The organism is Mycobacterium mantenii (assembly GCF_010731775.1).
Lineage (GTDB): Bacteria > Actinomycetota > Actinomycetes > Mycobacteriales > Mycobacteriaceae > Mycobacterium > Mycobacterium mantenii.
Genome location: NZ_AP022590.1, coordinates 3763480 through 3784576, shown reverse-complemented (window position 1 = coordinate 3784576; position 21097 = coordinate 3763480). Strand labels below are relative to the sequence as shown.

At 66.6% G+C, this 21097-nt stretch carries 18 protein-coding genes, 1 pseudogene and 1 riboswitch; of the genes and pseudogenes, 11 read left to right on the top strand and 8 right to left on the bottom strand.

Annotation, left to right across the window (positions count from 1 at the left end; all coding sequences use genetic code 11):
* Window positions 1-3: 3 nt before the first annotated feature.
* A complete protein-coding gene (locus G6N50_RS17110; RefSeq protein ID WP_083099936.1) occupies window positions 4-525 on the bottom strand; it encodes a serine/threonine protein kinase in 522 nt (173 codons plus the stop codon).
* Between the two features lie 87 nt (window positions 526-612).
* Window positions 613-1140 carry a serine/threonine protein kinase gene (locus G6N50_RS17105; RefSeq protein WP_083099934.1) on the bottom strand — a complete coding sequence of 176 codons (528 nt, stop codon included), beginning with the start codon at window positions 1138-1140 and terminating at the stop codon, window positions 613-615.
* 338 nt (window positions 1141-1478) lie between these two features.
* Here G6N50_RS17105 and G6N50_RS17100 point away from each other — a divergent pair, with 338 nt between their 5' ends.
* From G6N50_RS17100 to G6N50_RS17075, 6 genes and pseudogenes are all read left to right on the top strand, one after another.
* On the top strand, window positions 1479-1829 hold the full coding sequence (locus G6N50_RS17100; protein ID WP_083099932.1) for a CD225/dispanin family protein: 351 nt from the start codon (window positions 1479-1481) through the stop codon (window positions 1827-1829).
* A 12-nt stretch (window positions 1830-1841) separates the two neighbouring features.
* Window positions 1842-2270, top strand: coding sequence for a DUF2752 domain-containing protein (locus G6N50_RS17095; RefSeq protein WP_083099930.1), 429 nt, complete (start codon window positions 1842-1844; stop codon window positions 2268-2270).
* A 54-nt stretch (window positions 2271-2324) separates the two neighbouring features.
* Entirely contained in the window at window positions 2325-3821 is a 1497-nt protein-coding gene (locus G6N50_RS17090; RefSeq protein ID WP_083099929.1) for a M28 family metallopeptidase, read from the top strand.
* A complete protein-coding gene (locus tag G6N50_RS17085) occupies window positions 3818-5287 on the top strand; it encodes a M28 family peptidase (protein ID WP_083099927.1) in 1470 nt (489 codons plus the stop codon). Before G6N50_RS17090 ends, G6N50_RS17085 begins: the two co-directional genes overlap by 4 nt.
* A 31-nt stretch (window positions 5288-5318) precedes the next feature.
* Window positions 5319-6817: pseudogene (locus G6N50_RS17080) on the top strand (HNH endonuclease signature motif containing protein).
* A gap of 386 nt (window positions 6818-7203) precedes the next feature.
* A complete protein-coding gene (locus tag G6N50_RS17075) occupies window positions 7204-8127 on the top strand; it encodes a hypothetical protein (protein ID WP_142275530.1) in 924 nt (307 codons plus the stop codon).
* A 193-nt stretch (window positions 8128-8320) separates the two neighbouring features.
* Here the strand turns inward: G6N50_RS17075 and G6N50_RS30140 are convergent, their stop codons facing one another.
* Window positions 8321-8512, bottom strand: coding sequence for a hypothetical protein (locus G6N50_RS30140; protein WP_142275531.1), 192 nt, complete (start codon window positions 8510-8512; stop codon window positions 8321-8323).
* 191 nt (window positions 8513-8703) lie between these two features.
* Between G6N50_RS30140 and G6N50_RS17065 the strand changes: the two genes are divergently transcribed.
* Together G6N50_RS17065 and G6N50_RS17060 are read left to right on the top strand one after the other, a co-directional pair.
* Window positions 8704-10152: a neutral zinc metallopeptidase gene (locus G6N50_RS17065; RefSeq protein ID WP_083094959.1), complete on the top strand. Its 1449-nt coding sequence runs from the start codon at window positions 8704-8706 to the stop codon at window positions 10150-10152.
* Between the two features lie 158 nt (window positions 10153-10310).
* Window positions 10311-11303 carry a quinone oxidoreductase family protein gene (locus tag G6N50_RS17060; protein WP_083094960.1) on the top strand — a complete coding sequence of 331 codons (993 nt, stop codon included), beginning with the start codon at window positions 10311-10313 and terminating at the stop codon, window positions 11301-11303.
* Window positions 11304-11321: 18 nt separating this feature from the next.
* On the opposite strand, the gene G6N50_RS17055 is transcribed toward G6N50_RS17060, so the two are convergent.
* The 5 genes from G6N50_RS17055 to thiC all read right to left on the bottom strand — a co-directional run bounded on the left by G6N50_RS17055 (window position 11322) and on the right by thiC (window position 15824).
* Window positions 11322-12197 carry an LLM class F420-dependent oxidoreductase gene (locus G6N50_RS17055; RefSeq protein WP_083094961.1) on the bottom strand — a complete coding sequence of 292 codons (876 nt, stop codon included), beginning with the start codon at window positions 12195-12197 and terminating at the stop codon, window positions 11322-11324.
* Window positions 12198-12213: 16 nt separating this feature from the next.
* A complete protein-coding gene (locus G6N50_RS17050) occupies window positions 12214-12648 on the bottom strand; it encodes a MarR family winged helix-turn-helix transcriptional regulator (RefSeq protein WP_083094962.1) in 435 nt (144 codons plus the stop codon).
* Between the two features lie 46 nt (window positions 12649-12694).
* A complete protein-coding gene (locus G6N50_RS17045; RefSeq protein ID WP_083094963.1) occupies window positions 12695-13327 on the bottom strand; it encodes an alpha/beta hydrolase family protein in 633 nt (210 codons plus the stop codon).
* Entirely contained in the window at window positions 13324-14151 is an 828-nt protein-coding gene (gene thiD, locus G6N50_RS17040; protein WP_083094964.1) for a bifunctional hydroxymethylpyrimidine kinase/phosphomethylpyrimidine kinase, read from the bottom strand. The genes G6N50_RS17045 and thiD overlap by 4 nt, the downstream gene beginning before the upstream one ends.
* Window positions 14148-15824 carry a phosphomethylpyrimidine synthase ThiC gene (thiC, locus tag G6N50_RS17035; protein WP_083094965.1) on the bottom strand — a complete coding sequence of 559 codons (1677 nt, stop codon included), beginning with the start codon at window positions 15822-15824 and terminating at the stop codon, window positions 14148-14150. The genes thiD and thiC overlap by 4 nt, the downstream gene beginning before the upstream one ends.
* Window positions 15816-15926, bottom strand: a riboswitch (TPP riboswitch). (Overlaps the previous gene by 9 nt.)
* 154 nt (window positions 15927-16080) lie before the next feature.
* Here thiC and G6N50_RS17030 point away from each other — a divergent pair.
* From G6N50_RS17030 to G6N50_RS17020, 3 genes are all read left to right on the top strand, one after another.
* A complete protein-coding gene (locus G6N50_RS17030) occupies window positions 16081-16740 on the top strand; it encodes a PAS and ANTAR domain-containing protein (RefSeq protein WP_142275532.1) in 660 nt (219 codons plus the stop codon).
* 134 nt (window positions 16741-16874) lie between these two features.
* A complete protein-coding gene (locus tag G6N50_RS17025) occupies window positions 16875-17228 on the top strand; it encodes an STAS domain-containing protein (protein WP_083094967.1) in 354 nt (117 codons plus the stop codon).
* A complete protein-coding gene (locus G6N50_RS17020) occupies window positions 17225-21097 on the top strand; it encodes a SpoIIE family protein phosphatase (protein WP_083094968.1) in 3873 nt (1290 codons plus the stop codon). The genes G6N50_RS17025 and G6N50_RS17020 overlap by 4 nt, the downstream gene beginning before the upstream one ends.

Below are 21097 nucleotides of genomic sequence, written 5' to 3'. Positions count from 1 at the left end.
ACGTCAGCCGTTGGTGCGCCACCACTGGTAGAGCGCGTTGACGTCGGAATTGGACGCGGTCAGGTGACCCAGCACATTCTTGGCGTCGGTGGTCCAGGTCAACGTCGCGTAGTTCTTATAAGTGCCACACGCGATCTGGCCGCCGGTCTGGCCGTTCTGTTTCCAGGTTCCCGGCGACGCCCCGGCGTCCCCACACGCGGCCAGGGACACGTCTTTGATGGTGGAACTGAAGGCGGAGCCCAGGTTCGTGCCGTTGGAGAACAGCGCGTAAACGCCGGATCCCGGCCCGTTCGAGTCGGGGCTTTGCCCGCACACCAGTTCGGCGAGTTCACCTGCCTCGGTCAGCTCTTGCGACTTGCAGTTGTTCAAGCCGTAGCCCTTCGACAGCGAGGCGGCCAACGTGTTCATGTCTGCCGCGGTGCCGGTGTTGGGTTCGGCGATCGCGGCGCCACTGCCCGCGAGAGCCAGACTGCCTGTGAAAGCTGCGACGGACACGGCTCGCAGCGCGGTGTTGAGATGTGACATTTTCCTGACTCCCTGCGGTTGATGGAAATAAAGACGGGCGAACGTTTCTCGGTTACTGTTCAGATTGGTTGCGGCCCAGCGGGACTGTCACCCGTTGGCGCGCCACCATTGGTAGAGGGCCGCAACGTCGGTGTTGGACGCGCGCAGGTAGCTCAACGTGTTCTTGGCGTCCGTGGTCCAGATGATCTCGGCTCCGTTCTGGTATGTGCCGCACGCCGCCTGCCCGGCGCTGGCGGTCGAACCGTCCTTATGCCAATTCGACGGCGACTGGTTGGCGTCCCCGCATGGGGTCAGGACGTCCTCTTTGATGGTGGCCCTGAACGAGGTCGCCAAGTTGTCGGCGTTGGTGAACAGGACGTACTTGGCCTGGACCGGACCGCTCGGGTCGGGGCTGTGCCCGCAGGTGAGCACCGCCAGTTGCGTGCTGCGGTCGATGTTCTGGGCGGTGCAGTTGTTCAGGCCGTAGCCCTTCGACAGCGAGGCCGCAAGCTTGTTGATATCCGACGGGCTACCGGCGGCGGGATCCGCGCTCGCCGTAACGCTGCCCGCTAAGGCCACACCGCCCGTCAGCGCGGTTGCCGTCGCCGCCCGCAGCACGTTGCTGAAATCAGACATGAATGGCTCCTTAACGGCCGCTTCTAAATACGGATAGTAGGGCTATGTCGTGGTAAAGCAACACATTCCGCAGGCAATTATCTGTGTGGGCATCCTTCCCGACTTAATACGCAGAGGTCCAGGCAAATCATAGTGGCGCGGCACTGATCGCGCCGGATCTCGAATTATGTTGACGCCCGGCCGTAAACCAGCATTTCGGCGACCCGCAGCGGTATCGCCGATACGTCGCGCCCGGGGTGCCCTAAACCAGATCTTTTTATTGCTAGTGCCGATCAGAGTCCACTCGGGTAGGGTTAGCAACGCTTTACGCCAGCTAACTTCCATTGACTGGAGAATCCATGACACAACCCCCTCCCCCGCCGCCCGGGTATCCGCCGCCGCCTCCGCCGGGATATCCGCCGCAGCAGCCGGCCGGCCAAGCGCCGAATAACTATCTGGTGTGGTCGATCCTGGTGACCCTCTTCTGCTGTCTTCCCTTCGGAATCGTGGCGATTGTCAAGTCGAGCCAGGTCAATGGGTTGTGGGCGCAGGGCCGTTACGCCGAGGCGCAGGCATCGGCCGACAGCGCCAAGAAATGGGTGATCTGGTCGGCGGTCATCGGCGTCGTCGTCGGCGTCATCTATGGAATCTTGATGGCGGCCGGTGCGCTGAACACGAACACCAACGCGGCACTCGCCGCGATGTTCTAAAGTCGTTCGATCATGGTGACCCGCTGGGGGGCGGCGGCGCACGCGAATCTGGGTGCGCCGCTGGTGGTGGCCGCATCCTCAACGCTGATGTGCGCTGCCATCTGGGCGAGTGACCCGACCACCCCGAACGGCCCGCTGCCGGTATGCCCCACCAAGGCGTTGTTGGGGATCGACTGTCCCGGCTGCGGCAGCTTACGCATGCTGTATTCGCTCATGCACGGCAATGTGTTGGCGGCTGCCAGGTTCAATGCGTTGGGCCTGGTGGCTGTCGTGCTGTTGGTGTGGACGTACTTTTCCTGGACTTACGGGCGCCTGGTGGGTCGGCGGATCCGCGGTTGGCAGCACCGACGGTGGGCCGCCGTCGTGACACTGTCATTGGTGCTGGCCTGGTTCGTGGTGCGCAACATCCCTTTTGCGCCCTTCAGCGCACTGCACGTCTGATACCCGCCGTGTCCTGATCCGGGCCGCTCGGGCCGCGGTCTAACCTGGGGCGCGATGGTGAACAAATCCACGACGATTCGGGCGTTGCTCGCGGTAATCGCCGTAACCGTATTCTCAGCCGCCTGCTTCCATCGGTCGTCTGACTCGCAGCAAACGAGCGGGGACCCCGCCGCCGGAAAGTTTGCCTCCGCATTGCGGGGCAAGGTCACGGCTGACGCGATGATGGCTCACCTGTCCAAGCTGCAAGACATCGCCAATGCGAACAACGGCACCCGGGCGGTGGGGACGCCCGGATACGAGGCCAGCGTCGACTACGTGGTAAACGTCCTGCGCGGCAGTGGATTTGACGTGCAAACCCCTGAATTCTCGGCGCGAGTGTTCCACGCCGAAAAGCCGGTGCTCACCGTAGGTGGCAGGCCGGAGGAGGCGCGGGCGCTGGACTTCAGCCTGGGCACCGGGCCGGACGGGGTGAGCGGGCCACTGGTCGCCGCGCCGGCGGACAACCTCGGCTGCGCGCCGGCCGATTACGCCAACCTGCCGGTGCGGGGCGCCGTGGTGCTGGTGGATCGGGGCACGTGCCCGTTCGCGCAGAAGGAAGACGCTGCCGCACAGCGTGGCGCGGTGGCGATGATCATCGCCGACAATGTCGACGAACAACAGATGGGCGGCACGCTCGGGCCGGCCACCGAGGTGAAGATTCCGGTGCTGAGCGTGACCCGGTCGGTGGGAGTGCAGTTGCGCGGGCAGCCGGGGCCCACGACGATCAAGCTCAATGCCAGCGCCCAGAGTTTCCGCGCCCGCAATGTGATTGCGCAGACCAAGACCGGATCGGCGACCGACGTGGTGATGGCCGGGGCGCACCTGGACAGCGTGCCCGACGGACCGGGGATCAACGACAACGGATCGGGTGTGGCCGCCATACTGGAAACCGCTGTGCGGCTTGGAAGTTCGCCGCAGGTGCACAACGCGGTGCGGTTCGGCTTCTGGGGTGCAGAGGAGCTCGGGTTGATCGGTTCGCGCAACTACGTCGAGTCGCTGGACCTGACGGCGCTGAAAAACATTGCGCTGTACCTCAATTTCGACATGCTCGCGTCGCCGAACCCCGGCTACTTCACCTACGACGGCGACCAGTCGCTGCCCGTGGACGCTCGCGGGCAGCCGGTGGTGCCAGAGGGGTCGGCCGGTATCGAGCGCACGCTGGTCGCATACCTGAAGTCGGCCGGAAAGACCGCGCAGGACACGTCATTCGACGGCCGGTCCGACTATGACGGATTCACCCTGGCGGGCATCCCCTCCGGCGGCCTGTTCTCGGGCGCCGAGGGGAAGATGTCTGCCGACCAGGCCAAGTTGTGGGGTGGCACCGCCGACCAACCGTTCGACCCCAACTACCACCAGAAAACCGACACCCTCGACCACATCGACCGCACCGCACTGGGAATCAACGGTGGCGGCGTGGCTTACGCGCTCGGCCTCTACGCGCAAGACCTCGGCGGCCATAACGGCGTCCCCATCATGGCGGACCGCACCCGACACGTGCTCGTCAAATCATGATCTCCCGGCTGGCTGCGACTCTGCTGCTGATCGCCGCGGTGGCCGGTTGTTCGTCGACTCGGCCGGGGCTGCCGACGGTGGCCCCGGACCTCGGGCACAGCCTGGCCAAACGAGTGAACGCCGAGGGCATGCTGACCCATCTGCGCGCCTTGCAGAACATCGCCAACTCCAACGGCGGCAACCGCGCGGACGGGACACCGGGTTTCAACGCCAGTGTCGACTACGTTGCTAAAGCGTTGCACGACAAAGGTTTCGACGTACAGACGCCCCAGTTCGACCGTCTCTACACCGTGTCGCTGGGCAAGCCTTCGCTGACCGTCGCGGGCCGCACCTATCCCGTGGACCAGGCCTCGCTGCTGGTTCAGACACCGCCCGGCGGACTAACCGGACCGCCGATCCGGCCGACACAGCCGTCGGGTTGCGCAGCAGGCGATTACCCAGTGACCGTGCCCAAGGGGGCGATCGCCATCGTCGACGACGCGCACTGTTCGGTGGTCGACAAACAGAACAGCGCAGTGGCCAGGGGCGCGAGCGCGCTGATCGTGCTCAGTTCTCCCACCGGGCGGGGCGCTCCGCCCACGCTGTTCACCCCCGGATACTTCAAGCAGCTGACCGTGCCGGTCGCCGTGCTGGGTTCGTCCGGCGCTGGGGCGTTGACCGGTGTCACCGCGCCGATACGTCTGGTGCTGGACACGCAGAACGTCAAGATCACATCCCGAAACATCATGGCGCAGACCAAGACCGGGTCGGCGCATGACGTCGTCGTGGTGGGCGCGCATCTGGACGGCTCGCGCGCCGGGCCCGGGATCAACGACGACGGTTCCGGGGTGGCGGCCGTGTTGGAGACGGCGCTGCAGCTGGGCCCGCTGGCGCCGGTGAACAACGCGGTGCGGTTCGTGTTCTGGGGCGCCGAGGAGGACGGGCGCAACGGCGTCATGGACTACGTGTTCGGCATGGACCGCGACCAACTCAACGACATCGCGCTGTATTTGAACTTCACCATGCTGGGTTCGCCCAACGCGGGATTCTTCACCGACGACGGCGATCAATCCGGTCCGCCCGGGCCGGGCGTCTCCGCCGCGGACGTGCCGGAAGGCTCGGCGGGCATCGAACGCACCCTGGCCGGTTATCTGAACCTCGCCGGCAAGCGTCCCGCGGACATGCCGCTGGACACCAGGGCCGACTACCACCCCTTCATGGTTGCGGGCGTGCCCATCGGGGGCATGACCACCGGCGCGTCGCAGCCGAAAACCCCCGTGCAGGCCCGATTGTGGGGCGGCCAGGCCGGCGTGCCGTTCGATCCGAACTTCCAGAGCCCCCGCGACACCGTCGACAACATCAACCGGGAAGCGTTGGCGGTCATGGGTTCTGGCGTCGGGTTCGCCGTCGGTAGCTACGCGGAGTCGATCGGCGGGGTCAACGGTGTGCCGCCGCACAACAAGAGACATCGCACCCGGGTTCCGTAACGTGTCGTAGGCATCTGGCATGATCGAATGTATGTTCGAAGAGGCGATTGCTCGGCTGGACGAGTTGTTCGAGCGACAGCATCCGTCGGTGACGCCGGTCTCGGCGGCCCTGTTGGAGCGGATCGGCGTGTTTTCGCGGGTCGAGAACCGCGCGGCGGCTGAGCAGTTGACGGCGATCGGCGACTTGTTTGCGCATCGGCTGTCGCGCTGTTCGGAGTGCGAGGAGTGGGCGGTCGACACCGAGGCGGCGGTGAGCGCGGAAGTGGCCGCCGAGCTGCGCATCGGTCAGGGGCTGGCGGGCAGCAAGGTCCGCTATGCCCGGGCGATGCGGGAGCGGTTGCCGGAGGTCGGCGCGGTGTTCGCGGCCGGGGATATCGACTACTCGATGTTCCAGACGATCGTGTTTCGCACCGGTCTGATCGATGACCCCGAGGTGCTGGCGAGGGTGGACGCCGAGCTGGCGGTGAACGCGGCGCGCTGGCCGTCGATGACCCGGGGGCGGCTGGCCGCGCAGGTGGACAAGATCGTGGCGCGGGCCGACGCGGATGCGGTGCGCCGCCGCAAGGAGTTGGTGGCCGACCGGCGGGTGTGGGTCGTCGACGTCGAGGGTGGCTGGTCGCACATCGAGGGCAGCCTGCTCGCCCGGACGCGCACGCGCTGGACAAACGGCTGGATGCACTGGCGGCCACGGTGTGTGCCCACGATCCGCGCAGCCGTGAGCAGCGCCGCGCCGACGCGTTGGGGGCGTTGGCGGGCGGGGCGGACCGATTGGGATGTCGCTGCGGGTGCCGCGATTGCGCGGCAGGCACGCGGCCCGCCGCGGGACCGGTGGTGATCCATGTGATCGCCGAGGCGGGATCCCTTGACGGCCGCGGCGGCGGCGCACCGGCCTGCGAGGTGGGCGCCGAGGGTTTGATCCCACCGGACCTGGTCGCCGAGCTGGCCGCGTCGGCGAGGCTGGCACCGCTGGTCCACCCGGGGGCTGCGCCGCCCGAGCCGGGCTATGTGCCGTCGAAGGCGCTGGCCGATTTCGTGCGCTGCCGCGACCTGACGTGCCGCTGGCCCGGCTGCGACCAGCCCGCCGTCAACTGCGACGTGGACCATACGATCCCGTACGCCGACGGCGGGCCCACGCACGCGTCGAACCTCAAATGTTATTGCCGCACACATCATTTGGTGAAAACGTTCTGGGGCTGGCGGGAACAACAGCTGCCCGACGTGACGCTGATCCTGACCTCACCGGCCGGGCTTACCTATGTCACCACGCCGGGCAGCGCCCTGCTGTTCCCGAGTCTGTGCCGCGGCCTCGGCGGGGCGCCGGCCACCGAGGCCGACGTGGTGCCCGATTACTGCGCCGACCGCACGGCCATGATGCCCAAACGACGAAGGACCCGCGCCCAGAACCGCGCCGCGCGAGTGACCACCGAACGCCGCCACAACCGCGACACCCGCCTGGGCCGAGCCGGTCCGTCGGTGGGCTGTGCCTGGCCCACCACCTGGGAGCCTGACGACGAACCGCCGCCATTTTGATTGCGGGGCAATAACTTACGAAGAAGCGACGACGAACAGGCGCCATTCGCCAGGCACGCCCTCGAGTCCTGACCCGAGCACGAGGCCGCGAAACCTGTGCCTAGTTGGTAGCCGGAAGCACACCAATCTGAGTTATTACCGTGGGCTTGTCGAGATAGACCTTCTCGCATAGGAGTCGGTCCTCGTCGAACTCGAAAATTCCGACTGCAGAAGAAGCGCATAGCTGCACGCCGTTGGACTAATTTCCCTAAAATCCTGTGCAGTCAGCCATATCAACCGACATCGTCCACAAACAGGTACCGAACATGACTAGTCCCGGCCCGCCTCGGACTCCCATCACGCTTGTCATATACCGTGACTTACGCGTCGGCATGGTCGTAATACTGGTGACGCTCGCTGCGGCCGTGATCATGGAGAGATTACCGGCAACCTGCTGGCAAACGGCCATCAGCTCTTACTATTACACCTCCGCGCACAACATCGTCACCGCCGCGCTCATGGCACTCGGCACGCTATTCATCGTCTACAAGGGCAGCAGCGACACCGAGGATGTCTTGCTGACTTTGGCCGGGGTGTGCACGTTCATCGCCGCGATGGTGCCGCAGCTGCCTCGACCCAAGCCGCTGTGCTGGCCGGAAGGTGATCTGCCGGAGGAATACACAGTCGAGCCCGCCATGCTGCTCAATGTCAAGGCGCTCGTCATCGCACTGGGTCTGGGCTGGGTCGTGACGCGGCTGGTGCAATGCTGGCGCGGCAGAACTTCGCATCCACGAACCGCGGTGAGCATGCTTTTGTCGCGGTTTGTTTTCTGGCCGATTATGGCGCTCGGCCTTATTACCCTGATCTTCTTTCCGGACACGTTCAAGGGCTTGGCACACGGCACAGCCGGGATACTGATGCTCTCCGCCTTCATCGCTACCACGTTCTGCACCGCATACATCGTCGGGCGAGAGGACGTGTCGTTGTCACCGCATCTGCGCGGTTATCAGCTGTGGTACTGGGGAATTGCCTTTTTAATGCTGGTGACGTTGATTTTTGTTGTCTTCCTGCATCTCGTACAACACAGTTGGGCGCAGACAGTTTGGGGCCTTGTGATCGAAGCGGTGCTGATCCTCGAGTTCGCCGCATACTGGGTGGTTCAAACTTTCGAGCTGTGGAATACGGCTGACCGGACGGAGTTACTTGCCCCAGCCACCCGAAATCAGACGAAATATGTCCTAACGCTAAGGGAAGCATTATCCGACCTGGCCGCAGCATGGCGAAACGGTCGGGGGAAAAAAGGTGGGGGCAAATTTTGGCCGTTTCTGTAGTGCGGGCGGTCGCGGACGCATTGTCGTTCCGGCGTCAACGCAAGCTGGCCTGCGTCGGTGGAAGGTGTGGTGTTCATCGGCGGTGTCTGTAATCGAGCCAGTCGGTAGCACCATTCGATGAAGACTTTCTAGGGCTGGGGGATCAGCAGCTGCAAGACGGGACGGTCATCTGGACCCTGCCCGACGAACACACCTAGGTGACCACCCCGGGCAGCGCGCTGGTGTTTCCCGGTTTGTGCACCCCGACCGGTGACGCGCCCGCAGCGTCCGCGCCCAGACCCGACCCCTGCGCCGAGCGCACCGCCATGATGCCCACGCGCACCCGCCCCCGCGCCCAAAAAACCGGGCCGCCCGCATCGCCACCGAACGCCGTCGCAACCGGCAAGCACGGTTAGCCGCCTCGGCAATACATGTGGGGCAGCCGGTCGAAGGCGGCGGCGAACCACCGCCTTTCCAGCGACTCCGCGCCCGCAGCGTGTTTGCTGGGTACCTCAATTTCTACTGCCGCGTATCGCCAATGCCTCTAGAATGAGTTGCTTTGGTGCTGTCCTGTAGCCGGTCGGGATGAGGTTGGTCATGAATTGCCATGCGCTCAGGTCGGCACTCGTGTGGGCAGCGACGGTACTCGTGGCGGCCGGCTGCTCGACGTTCGTCGAGGGACGCGCGCTGTCGATGCTCAACGACCCCTTTCTGGTCGGGGGCCTCCCCGCGACCAACGGGCCCAGCGGGATCCGTTCCAACGCACCCAGTCCCACCGGCAAGGTGCTCAACACCGACAACCGGCCGATCGACGCCTTGGCCCTGCTTTCGGTCAACGACATCGAGGACTACTGGCAGTCGGTCTACGACCAATCGCTGCAGGGCAAGTTCGTTCCGGTCAGCAAGATGGTGTCCTACGACTCGACCAATCCGAGCAGCCCGATCGTGTGCCACAACGACACCTACAAACTGGTCAACGCCTTCTACACCGGCAAGTGCAACCTGATCGCCTGGGACCGCGGCGTATTCATGCCCATGGCGCAGAAGTACTTCGGCGACATGTCCGTCACCGGTGTGCTGGCACACGAATTCGGACACGCGCTGCAGCAGATGGCGAAGCTGGTGACCAGGCGGGACGCGACCATCGTTCGCGAGCAACAGGCCGACTGCTTCGCGGGCGTCTACCTGTACTGGGTCGCCGACGGCAAGTCGCCCCGTTTCACGCTCAGCACCGCCGACGGGCTCGACCACGTGCTGGCCGGGATCATCACCACCCGTGACCCGGTGATGGACAGCGAGACGGAAAACGACGACGCGCACGGGTCGGCACTGGACCGCATCAGCGCCTTCCAGATGGGTTTCCTCAACGGCGCGTCGGCCTGTGCGGCGATCAACCGCCACGAAATCGAGCAGCGCCGCGGCGATCTGCCCAACGCCTTGCGGGTCGACTCCACCACCGGGTCACCCGAGACCGGTGAGGTGTCGACCAACAAGGACACCCTGTCGAATTTGATGGAGCTGCTGGGAAAGATCTTCTCCCCGACCAGCCCGCCGGCGCTGTCCTACCAGCCGGCCGATTGCCCGGACGCCAAGGCCACCCCACCGGCGTCCTACTGTCCGGGGACCAACACCATCGTCGTCGACCTGGCCGGGCTCGCCGCCTTGGGCGCGGTCGCCGACGAGAAGCAACAGACCCTGCCCCAAGGCGACGACACCGCGCTGTCCGTCGTGATGTCGAGATACGCGCTGGCGGTGCAGCATGAACGCGGCCTGCCGATGCAGAGCCCGTGGACCGCGTTGCGGACCGCATGCCTGACCGGTGTCGTGCACCGCAAGATGGCCGAGCCGATCGACCTGCCCTCACACAACCAATTGATCTTGACCGCAGGTGATCTCGACGAAGCGGTTGCCGGTCTGCTCACCAACCATCTGGTCGCCAGCGACGCGGACGGCACCAGCGTACCGGCCGGTTTCACCCGGATCGCGGCCTTCCGTGGTGGCGTGACCGGCAACGCGGACGCCTGCTATTCGCGCTATCCCGGATAGCGGTATCAGTCAGGGGTACTAGTCCTCGCCGACGACATCGGTCGCGTCATCAAGCCCACGGGACTAATTCGTAAACCTTCGCGGTTGAGTGAGCTGTCTGCCCGGGCGCCGGACTGCCGACATGCAGGGGAACCCGGGGGCTTGAGAGGAGAGCTGATATGAAGGCGTGGCTGTGGGACGGACAAGCGGGATTGGACCATCTGCGCCTAGAGGAAGTGCCCGATCCGGTCGCGAAAGAGGGCGAAGTGGTGATGGAGATCCATTACGCCGCCTTGAATCCGGCCGACCGGATGATGGCAGAGAGGCGCTACCCCTACCCTGTCTACCCCCCGGTGCCACACGTGTTGGGGCGGGACGGCGTGGGGACCGTGGTTCAGGTCGGTGACGGCGTGGAGGATGTTCACGTGGGGGACCGACGTGTCCTGCTGCGCAGCGAGGTCGGGCTTTTCCGCTGGGGCATGTTCGCCGAGCGAATGTCCTTGCCGGCCAATGCCTTAGCCGAGATCCCCGTTGGCTGGAGCGAAGACGAGTCGTCGGGCGCCGCTGTCGTCTATCTGTCGGCGTATCGCGCGCTGACCATGTGGGAGCCGCTGAAGCCGGACTCGGTGGTGCTGGTCACCGGAGCATCGGGAGGGGTGGGAGTCGCGGCGGTCCAACTGGCGGCGGCGTGGGGCCACACGGTGGTAGCGCTCTCGCGCAGCGAAGAAAAGCAGCGGCGTCTGCAGGAGCTCGGCGCCACCTTCACGTTCAATCCCGACGACCCGCAATGGCTGGCCGGCGCGAAGGACGCGCTGGGTTCGCGTGGCGTGAACCTGGCGGTCGACACCATCGGGGGCAAGCTGCTGCCCGACGTCATCGACACCATGGGCGATTTCGGCAGGATCAGCTTGGTGGGCGAGCTCGGCGGTCCGGTGCCCAATTTCTATACCGGAACCCTCTTTTCGCGCTGGCTGAGGATCGGGGCGATGGCCCTGAGCCAGTACGCACCGGAGGAACATCGCGCCGCCTGGCACGATCTGCTGGCCATCTTGGCCCGCTCCGGGGCGCGCCCACTGGTAGACCGCGCGTTTCCGTTCGAGCAACTGCCCCAAGCCTTCGAACGCCTGGCCGCCGGCCCGATGGGGAAGGTGACGCTCAGGGTCAAGCCCTGAGGCGGGTCGGGGCCCCCGTCAACCTATCTCGGCAAGCCGGGGAATCACTTCGTCACCCAGGCGGCGAACAAAGCCGACCGGATCCGGATTGCCCGGCAGCGGACCGATATTGATCATGTCGACACCGAGCCCGGCGTAGCGTTCGACCGTCTTCAGGAACTCGTCGGTGTTCTCGAAGGGGTCGGTTCCGGCGAGGCCGCCGGACGTCAATCGGATATCAGCGCGGTCCCTGCCCACCGTGTCGCAGTGCCGGTTCAGCACCTCGATCTTGTGCTCGAGTTCGTCGACGTCGGTCGACATGCTGTTCCAGATGTCGGCGTATCGCGCGACCAGGCGCAGCGTCTTCTTCTCACCGTCCCCGCCGATCAGGATTGGGGGACGCCGAATCGGTTGCGGCGCGCAGATCGTCTCGTTCAGCCGGTAGTGCTCACCGTGATAGGGCCCGTCGTTGTCACTCCACATCTGCCGGCAGATCTGCAGCGTCTCTTCGAGCATCTCGAAGCGGGTGCTCAGCGACGGATACGGGATGCCCAGGGCGGTGTGCTCGCGTTCGTACCAGGCTGCGCCCAGCCCCAGCATCGACCGGCCCTGCGACAGCACGTCCAGGGTGGTGACCGCCTTGGCGAGCACGCCGGGGTAGCGATAGGTGACCCCGGTGACCAGCAGGGCCAGGTCGATCGTGGTGGTCTGGGCGGCCAGGAATCCCAGCGACGTGTAGCCCTCGAGGAACGGATTCTCTGCGGGTGCAAGCTCTTCCATCTGAAAAAAGTGGTCGGCCAGGGTGAACAGTGTGGCGCCGCCCTGCTCGGCCGCGGTGGCCGCACCGGCCAGCGTTGGGCCCAGTCGGGCTGGGTCTCCCGGCAGAAAGTCGATGAAGTGCAGTCCTACTTCCATTGTGGCACCTGTCCTTTCATTGCTCAGTCAAGCGCTCGAGTAATGACAACGCGCGGACGATGACGCGCCGCTCCGCCTCGGTGTAGCGCTCCTGGATGGCGCGGGCCAGCCACTCCTCACGCGCGCGCCGGTCGCTTTCGGCTCGCTTCTTGCCGGCCGAGGTCAGCGAGACCACTTGGCGCCGACCATCATTCGGGTCCGCCGCGCGCTCGATGAGCCCGCGCTGGCGCAGGGCGGCCAGGATGGTGGCCATCGACTGGGGACGCACCTGCTCCGCGCCGGCCAATGCGCTGGCCGACGACGGGCCTTCCTTCCACAGCCGGGTGAGCACCGCCGTCTGTGACGGCGTCAAACCGTCGACAGCGATGTCTTTCAACCGGCGCCGTAGCCGGCTGAACACCACCCGGATATCGCGTGCCGCCGCTACCGCGGAGTCGCTGACGCCATCCACGCCACCACTCTAAATTGGACAGTTAAAACTGTCCAGTTGTGGCTGTCTAATTCCGCCCGAGTAGCTGCAGCGCGGCGTCGACGGCCAGCGCCGGCACGTTCAGGGTCTTGGATCGCAGATCGTGCCGGGCACCGGCGATCTCGACGACCGCGGTCGTTCCGGTGACCAACGCGGCCGCGGCGCGCAGTTCGTCGGGCGAGCCGAACGGATCCGACGTCCCGTGGGTGAACACCGTCGGCACGGTGATGTCGGGCAGGTGCTCGGTGCGGGCGCGTTCGGGCTTACCCGGGGGATGGACCGGATAGGAGAACAGCGTCAGCACGTCCACCGCCGCCTCTCCGGCCGCGACGACCATGGATGTCTGGCGACCGCCGTAGGAATGTCCGCCCGCGATCAGCGGCCCGCCGGCAAGGCCGCGGCACAATTCGATGGCCTCGACGATGCCGGCCCGGTCGGTGGCGGCCGAACCGGACGGCGGTCCGGTGGGCCGGCGCCGCCGGTAGGGCAGGTTGTAGCGCACCGCAAGCCAGCCCCGCTGCGCCCATTCGTCGCACACCTGTTGCAGCAGAACGGAATCGCGGTTGCCGCCGGCGCCATGCGTCAAGACGACCACACCCTTGGGGCTACCCGAGGGTTCGTGCGCGATACCCGCGATCTGATCGAGGAGGCGGGCGTTCATGACAGCCGAAACAGCGGGGAGACGGGGCCGTGGCCGTGGCCCAACGGGTAGGCGGCGCGCAGACATTCGGTGACCCACCGCTTGCCGAACGCGACGGCATCCGGCACCGTGAAGTCGTGCGCCAGCGCGCACGCCACGGCGCTGGCGAGCGTGTCGCCACCGCCGTGGTCGTTGCCGGTGGCGACCCGCTGCGCGTCGAACTCGTGGAAATCGGCGCCGTCATAGAGCAGGTCGCAGCTGCGATCCGACGTCCGCAGGTGGCCGCCCTTGACCAGAACCCACTGCGGGCCCAGCGCGTGCAGGGCCTTGGCCGCCGCGCGTTGTGAATCGCCGTCCACCACATCGATGTCCACCAGCAGTCGCACCTCGTCGAGGTTCGGTGTCGCCAGCGTCGCCAACGGAAATAGTTGAGTGCGAAGCGAATCCAGGGCCGCCGGCGCCATCAGCGGATCGCCGTGCATGGAGGCTGCCACCGGGTCGACGACCAACGGAACGGTCAACCCCAGCCGGCGCCACGTGGTGGCCACGGTGTCGATGATGCGCGGCGACGCCAGCATCCCGGTCTTGGCCGACTGGATGCCGATGTCGCCGACGACGGCTTCGATCTGGCCGGCGACGACATCGCCGGGCACCTCGTGAAAACTCTGCACGCCCAACGTGTTCTGCACGGTGACCGCGGTAACCGCGATGCACGCATGCACACCCAGCAGCGCCATCGTGCGCATGTCGGCTTCGATGCCCGCGCCGCCCCCGGAGTCCGATCCGGCGATCGACAGCACCCGCCGCGGCGTCATTCCCGGCGCGGGCAGCGGCAGGAACGTCACTGGGCCAGCGGTAGATACACCCGGTTGCCGTGCTCGGCGAACTCGCGAGACTTCTCCGCCATGCCCTCGCTCATGGCCGCCTCGATCGCCTCCTCGCTGTCCAGGCCGTGTTTGGCGGCGTAGTCGCGGACGTCCTGGGTGATGCGCATCGAGCAGAACTTCGGCCCGCACATGGAGCAGAAGTGCGCGGTCTTGGCGGGCTCGGCCGGCAGCGTCTCGTCGTGGTACTCGCGTGCGGTGTCCGGGTCCAAAGACAGCGCGAACTGGTCGTTCCACCGGAACTCGAAACGCGCCGTGCTCAAAGCGTTGTCGCGTTCCTGCGCGTGCGGATGCCCCTTGGCCAGATCGCCGGCGTGCGCGGCGATCTTGTAGGCGATCACCCCGTCCTTGACGTCCTTGCGATCCGGCAGCCCCAGGTGTTCCTTGGGGGTGACGTAGCACAGCATCGCCGTGCCGGCCTGGGCGATGATGGCCGCGCCGATCGCCGAGGTGATGTGGTCGTAGGCCGGCGCGATGTCGGTGGCCAGCGGGCCCAGCGTGTAGAAGGGGGCCTCCTCGCACCACTCCTCTTCGAGCCGCACGTTCTCGACGATCTTGTGCATCGGGACGTGGCCCGGGCCCTCGATCATCACCTGCACGCCATGGGATTTGGCGATCTTGGTCAGCTCACCCAGGGTGCGCAGCTCGGCGAACTGCGCGGCGTCGTTGGCGTCGGCGATCGAGCCCGGCCGCAGGCCGTCACCGAGGGAGAAGGTGACGTCGTAGCGGGCGAAGATCTCGCAGAGCTCGTCGAAGTTGGTGTACAGGAACGACTCCCGGTGATGCGCCAGGCACCAGGCCGCCATGATCGAGCCGCCGCGGGACACGATGCCGGTGACGCGCTTGGCGGTCAGCGGCACGTAGCGCAGCAACACCCCGGCGTGCACGGTCATGTAGTCCACACCCTGCTCGCACTGCTCGATCACGGTGTCGCGGTAGATCTCCCAGGTCAGTTCGGTCGGATCCCCCTTGACCTTTTCCAGCGCCTGATAGATGGGCACGGTCCCGACGGGCACCGGCGAGTTACGCAGGATCCACTCGCGGGTTTCGTGGATGTTCTTGCCGGTGGACAGGTCCATGATGGTGTCCGCACCCCACCGGGTGGCCCACACCATCTTGTCGACCTCCTCCGCGATCGAGGACGTCACCGCCGAGTTGCCGATGTTGGCGTTCACCTTGGTCGCGAACGCCTTACCGATGATCATCGGCTCGATCTCGGGGTGGTTGTGGTTGGCCGGGATCACCGCGCGTCCGCGGGCCACCTCGTCGCGCACCAGCTCGGCCGGCATGCCCTCGCGGGCGGCGATGAACGCCATCTCGGCGGTGATCTCGCCCGCGCGGGCGCGCTGCAGCTGGGTGCCGCGATCGCGGACCACGCCCGCCCGCGCCGGCAGCCCGGCCGTCAGATCGATCGTCGCGTCCGGATCGGTGTAGGGCCCCGAGGTGTCGTACAGGTCGAAGTCGTCGCCGGTGGACAGGTGCACCCTCCGCAGCGGCACCCGCAGGGTGACCCCGTCCGGGCCGTCAATCTCGCGGTAGGCCTTGCTGCTGCCCGCGATGGGGCCGGTGGTCACGGCGGGCTCGACGCCGGGCGAGTCCGTGCCCGAAGCGGTTCCGGAAAGGACATCAGTCATTTTTCATCTCCCTACGCCGGCATTACCCGGTCAGGTTCGTACGGTCGACGGCCCCGAGCCGTCCTCTCAGCGCACTCGGCGTGCGCTCCCGTGTCTTATGGATGGGTCCGCACGCGACGTTACCCCCACCCCGGACCGCATGGCATGGTGACGGCCTTTTCACCCGGGACGGTAGCCGAGGGCCTTCCCTTAGTGGAAAAATGCAAACGTGCAACAGCGCAGGCGAACAGGGGAATCGTCATCCAATGGGGGCGGCGTGCGATTTTCCGAGGCAATCGATCCAGCCCCCGGATACCTGAACGTCGGTGCCTTCCGCTTCTGGTTCGTCGGTCAACGCTGGGAATGGTCCGACGAGGTGGCCAGGATGCACGGCTACGAACCCGGGGAGGTCCAGCCGACGACCGAGCTGCTGTTGTCGCACAAGCATCCCGACGACCGTGCGCATGTTCAGGAGTTGCTCGACTACGCCTTGCAGTCCGAAGAGTCGTTCTCGAGCCGACATCGGTTCATCGACACAGCGGGCACGGAGCACGACGCGATCGTCGTCGCCGACCGGATGCTGGACGACTCGGGCGCCGTGCTGGGCACCGCCGGCTACTACATCGACCTGACAAACACGTTCGACGAGACGCGTCAAGCGGTGCTCGACACGGCGTTGCCGGACCTGTTCGAAAGCCGCGCGGCCATCGAACAGGCCAAGGGCGTGCTGATGTGCATCTACCGGGTCAGCGCCGAGCAGGCGTTTCGCGTGCTGCAGTGGCGGTCGCAGGAGACCAATGTGAAACTGCGTGCCCTGGCCAGGCAGCTGCTGACCGAAGTGCCCACTCTGCCGCCACCGACGGCCGCCGTGCAGAGCCAGTTCGACCATTTGCTGCTGACGGTGCACGAGAGGATTCCTCCCGAGCACATCGGGTAACCAGCGAATCGGCAAACGAGCAGTTCGGGTACAGGTTAATCTCTGGTGATCTGCGATGCGCGACCGCGCATTCCTGCCGCGTCGTCGGGCTTAGCGGCTGCAGATCCCCGTTGGCTGCGGCGAAAGGCACGAGGTTGTTGGCGGTCGAACACGAGGCTCACGAAGACGTGGTGATCGTGAGCGTCAAAGGCGATGTCGACTCCAGTAATGTCGGTGAGCTGTCCGCTCATCTGACCACCGCGCTCGAGCTGGCCTCGGCGCAGCCGGTCCGACCGGTGGTGATCGACTTGCAGGCTGTTGATTTCTTCGGGAGCGCGGCGTTGAACGCCGTGCTCGACTGCCACGAGGACGCGAAAGCCGGCGGGACGTCGGTTCGGCTGGTCGCCGATCACGACCAGGTGCTGCGGCCGATCCGGGTCACCGAATTAGACCGGGTCTTCGACGTCTACCCGACGTTGTCCGCAGCCTTGCAACGAAGACGGCAGTGATCAACTCGCGACTGCCGGCTGATCTGGCCGCTGCTGTTTCATTGGGCGGCGAGATGGGCCGGCGGTTCGCCGAATACGACTGGGACGCGCACCCGCTGGGACCACCGAGTGACTGGCCGGCCGAATTCCGCGCAGCGGTGGCGACCGCGCTGACGTCGCGGTTTCCGATCGTCCTGTGGCTGGGGCCGCAGGATCTCTTCCTGGTCTACAACGATGCCTACATATCTGCCCTGGCGGACAAACATCCCGCTGCACTGGGCCGGCCCGGCCGGGAAGTGTGGTGGGACATTTGGGACTCGATCGGCCCGATGCTCGCCGGGGTCGTCGCGACGGGCGCGGCCACCTGGTCCCGCGACCTGTTGCTGTCAATGGTGATGGAAGGCCGGCGGCAGGACCGATATTTCACCTTCACCTATGGCCCGATGATCGCCGCTGGCGGAGAGGTCTCCGGCATTTTCTGCGCGGTCACCGAGACGACCGAGCGGGTGATGGGCGAACGGCGGCTGCATGTGCTCAATGCCGTCGCGTCCGCGGTCATGGAAACACAGACCATTGATGAGGCGGTCAGCGCGACCGTCGAGGTATGTGCGGCACAGCCGGCCGACCTCCCATTGATCGCCATGTATGTCGCCGACGCGGAGGGTGACACCACTCTGCGGGGCGCTACCGCCTCCGCGCTGGCGATCCTGCCGAATTCGCTCGCTCAGTTGACCGACTCGGACCCGGCTTCGCGGTCTCGGGGCGACGTACAAGAAATCGGTGATATCGCGGCAAGGGTCCCCGGCATCAAGGTGGCTTTGGGCGACGACTGCCCGGACCGCGTGCTGGTGCTACCGGTGGGTGAGGGCGCGACCGCCGGCGCCTTAGTCGTCGGCACGAATCCGCGCTGTCCCCTGGACACGCAGTACCGCGGTTTCTGCAAACTGTTGGCCGACCAGTTGACGTCGACATTCGCGTCGATCGTCTCCTACGAGCAGCAGCGGCACCGCGCCGACGCACTGGCCGAACTGGACCGGGCCAAGACCGCGTTTCTGACCAACGTCAGCCACGAGTTCCGGACCCCGCTGACGCTGCTGCTCGGGCCGCTGGACGACGCGCTGTCCGATGCGGCACCGGAAAGCGTTCTCGCCGAGCGGCTTACCACCGCGGGACGCAATGCGCGGCGTCTGCAGCGCCTGGTCGACTCGCTGCTCGACTTCTCCCGCATCGAGGCCGGCCGGGCCAACGCGAAGCTGGTTTGCACCGACGTCGGCGCGCTCTCCGCCCAGATAGCGTCGTCGTTCACCGAGCTGTGTCACCGGGCGGGGCTCGAGCTCGCGCTGGACTGTGCGCCGGCGCTCGCCGACGTCGACCCGGGCATGTGGGAGACGATCGTCCTCAACCTGCTTTCCAATGCGGTCAAATACACGCTGCAGGGCACGATCTCGGTGCAGGTGCGGACCGACTCCACGCACTGCGAGCTCGCCGTGCGCGACACCGGAGTCGGTATCGGCGCCGAGGATCTGAACATGCTGTTCGAGCGCTTCTACCGGGCCGACAACGCGCGCGGCCGCAGTGTGGAGGGCACCGGGATCGGACTGTCTCTGGTGCGGGGGCTGGTCGACCTCCATCGGGGCACGGTCCAGATCGACAGCGAACTGGACCGCGGCACCACCGTGACCATCCGGGTGCCGCGATCGGTCTCGGACGCGGCGGTCCACCCGGCGCCCGCCGGGCTGGACGAGACCAATCCTTACGTTGCCGAGGCCAGCCAGTGGGTGATGTCGGTTGCCGAACCGGTCGCCGCCGCGCCCCGGACCAACCGCCAGCTGGTGCTGATCGCCGACGACAACGCTGACATGCGAGCCCACCTGGACCGGGTGTTGTCCAATCGCTGGGAGACGGTTCTGGTCGCCGACGGCGAGTCGGCGCTGGCCGCGACCCGAAAGCTGCGCCCGGACGCGATCGTCACCGACGTGATGATGCCGGGGCTCGACGGTTTCGGATTCGTGGCCGCCGTTCGTGCGGACCCGGACCTGGCGGCGACGCCGATCCTGATGCTGTCCGCCCGGGCGGGCGCGGAAGCCGTCAACGAGGGCTACGCCGGTGGGGCGGACGACTACCTGCCCAAGCCGTTCCGGTCACAGGAGCTGATCGACCGGGTGGCGTCCAGGCTGTCCGCGGTTGGCCGCGAGCGCGACCGGCAGCGCCGCGAGGCGCAGTCGAGCCTGGCCTCGGACCTGGTGCACCTCGACTCGGCGCTGCAGACGACCAACTCGATCTCCGGGATCATGGACGCCCTGCTGGGCTCCTCGTTCGGCTCGGGAGACGCCGGCGCCGTCGCGATCGGAGTGGTCGACGGCGAGCAGTATCTGCGGTTCGAATACGCCGGCGATCTGCCCGCGGAGTTCCGCGACCGCTACCACATCGTCGCGCTCGATGCCCCGCTGGTCGGCGCCGACGTCGCCCGCACCGGCGAGTCGATGATCGTCACCGACACATTCGAACTGCCGGAGCGCTACGAACTCGCCGTGGCGGACAGCGCGGCGAGCATCCGCGCGTGCGTCACCCACCCACTGCGGGACGGCTCCGGCCGCATCCTGGGCGTGCTGGCTTTGCTGTGGCCGGCGCCGCGCCAGTTCGACCCCGCCGAACTCGATGCCTTCGCCGGCATGGCCGAGCTGACGTCCTCGGCCCTGGACCGAGTGCGCCTGATGGCCCGCGAACACGAGATCGCCGTCGACTTCCAGGAGCACCTGCTCGACCTGGACCGCGGCTCCACCGCGGCCGTCGTGGCGGCCATCTATCAGCCGGCCGGGGAGGCGATGCGGGTCGGCGGCGACTGGTATTCGGTCACCCCCCTGGACCAGGGCGGCAAGATCGCGATATCCGTCGGTGACGTGGTCGGACACGGCCTGCCCGCGGCGATCGTGATGAGCAGACTGCGCGCCGCGGTGGCCGCCGCGGCGCTCACCGCGGGGGAGCCGGACGCAGTGCTCGGCGCCCTGGACAGATACGGCGCCAGCGTCGACGGCGCGCGTTGCGCGACGGTGGCCTACGCGCTGATCGATACTGAAGGCCCCGCCGGGGGCGCCACCATCAGCTACAGCTGCGCCGGCCACCCATATCCGCTGCTGGTGCTGCCCGACGGGCAGGCGATGTTCTTGGAGTCCGGTCGGCGTACGCCGGTGTCGGTGACCGGCCACCCTGTCGCCGCCACCGCGGACGACCCGCCCGGCGCCACCGCAAGGGCCGAGCTGCCACCGGGCGGGCTCCTCCTGCTCTACACCGACGGACTCATGGAACGGCCCGGCGAAACGCTTGACGACGGCTTCGCCCGTCTGCAAGCGGCGGCGGCGCAGTGCGCCGGCCAGCCGGTGGAATCGATCTGTGCGGAGTTACTGTCCCGGATGGCCCCGCCGTCCGGCTACCGCGATGACGTGGTTGTGCTCGCGTTGCGGCCAAGCCACCTCGCCGCGGGTAGCTTCGCCACCGTGGTGTCGGCCGCGCCCGCTCAGATCCCCGTCGCACGCGAACAGCTGCGGGACTGGCTGCGCAGCATCTTCGTCGTGCCGAGTCGCGAAACGGACATCCTGTTGGCCACCGGCGAGGCGGTCACCAACGCGATCGAACACGGCAGCCGCAACGAGTCACGTCAGACGGTGTCCGTCGAGGCCTTCCTGCATCGCGACACCGTCGTCATCACCGTCAGCGACACCGGCCAGTGGATCGGCGATTCGTCGGCCAGCCTGCGCAGCCGTCGCCGCGGGCGCGGGCTCACCCTGATGAGCGGATTGGCCGACGACGTCGAAACGCTGCGCACCCCGGCCGGCACCCGGGTCACGCTGCGATTCGCCAGTGCGGTCGCGGGGAGCTCTGCGGCGAGCTGA

What these genes read in the sequence shown, in the direction of transcription:
- thiC (WP_083094965.1), bottom strand. Translation starts at nt 15,824, where the DNA reads ATGACTGATGTCCTTTCCGGAACCGCTTCGGGCACGGACTCGCCCGGC.
- G6N50_RS17055 (WP_083094961.1), bottom strand. Translation starts at nt 12,197, where the DNA reads ATGGAAGTAGGACTGCACTTCATCGACTTTCTGCCGGGAGACCCAGCC.
- G6N50_RS17100 (WP_083099932.1), top strand. Translation starts at nt 1,479, where the DNA reads ATGACACAACCCCCTCCCCCGCCGCCCGGGTATCCGCCGCCGCCTCCG.
- G6N50_RS17095 (WP_083099930.1), top strand. Translation starts at nt 1,842, where the DNA reads ATGGTGACCCGCTGGGGGGCGGCGGCGCACGCGAATCTGGGTGCGCCG.
- G6N50_RS17085 (WP_083099927.1), top strand. Translation starts at nt 3,818, where the DNA reads ATGATCTCCCGGCTGGCTGCGACTCTGCTGCTGATCGCCGCGGTGGCC.
- G6N50_RS17045 (WP_083094963.1), bottom strand. Translation starts at nt 13,327, where the DNA reads ATGAACGCCCGCCTCCTCGATCAGATCGCGGGTATCGCGCACGAACCC.
- G6N50_RS17060 (WP_083094960.1), top strand. Translation starts at nt 10,311, where the DNA reads ATGAAGGCGTGGCTGTGGGACGGACAAGCGGGATTGGACCATCTGCGC.
- G6N50_RS17090 (WP_083099929.1), top strand. Translation starts at nt 2,325, where the DNA reads ATGGTGAACAAATCCACGACGATTCGGGCGTTGCTCGCGGTAATCGCC.
- G6N50_RS17065 (WP_083094959.1), top strand. Translation starts at nt 8,704, where the DNA reads ATGAATTGCCATGCGCTCAGGTCGGCACTCGTGTGGGCAGCGACGGTA.
- G6N50_RS17110 (WP_083099936.1), bottom strand. Translation starts at nt 525, where the DNA reads ATGTCACATCTCAACACCGCGCTGCGAGCCGTGTCCGTCGCAGCTTTC.
- G6N50_RS17105 (WP_083099934.1), bottom strand. Translation starts at nt 1,140, where the DNA reads ATGTCTGATTTCAGCAACGTGCTGCGGGCGGCGACGGCAACCGCGCTG.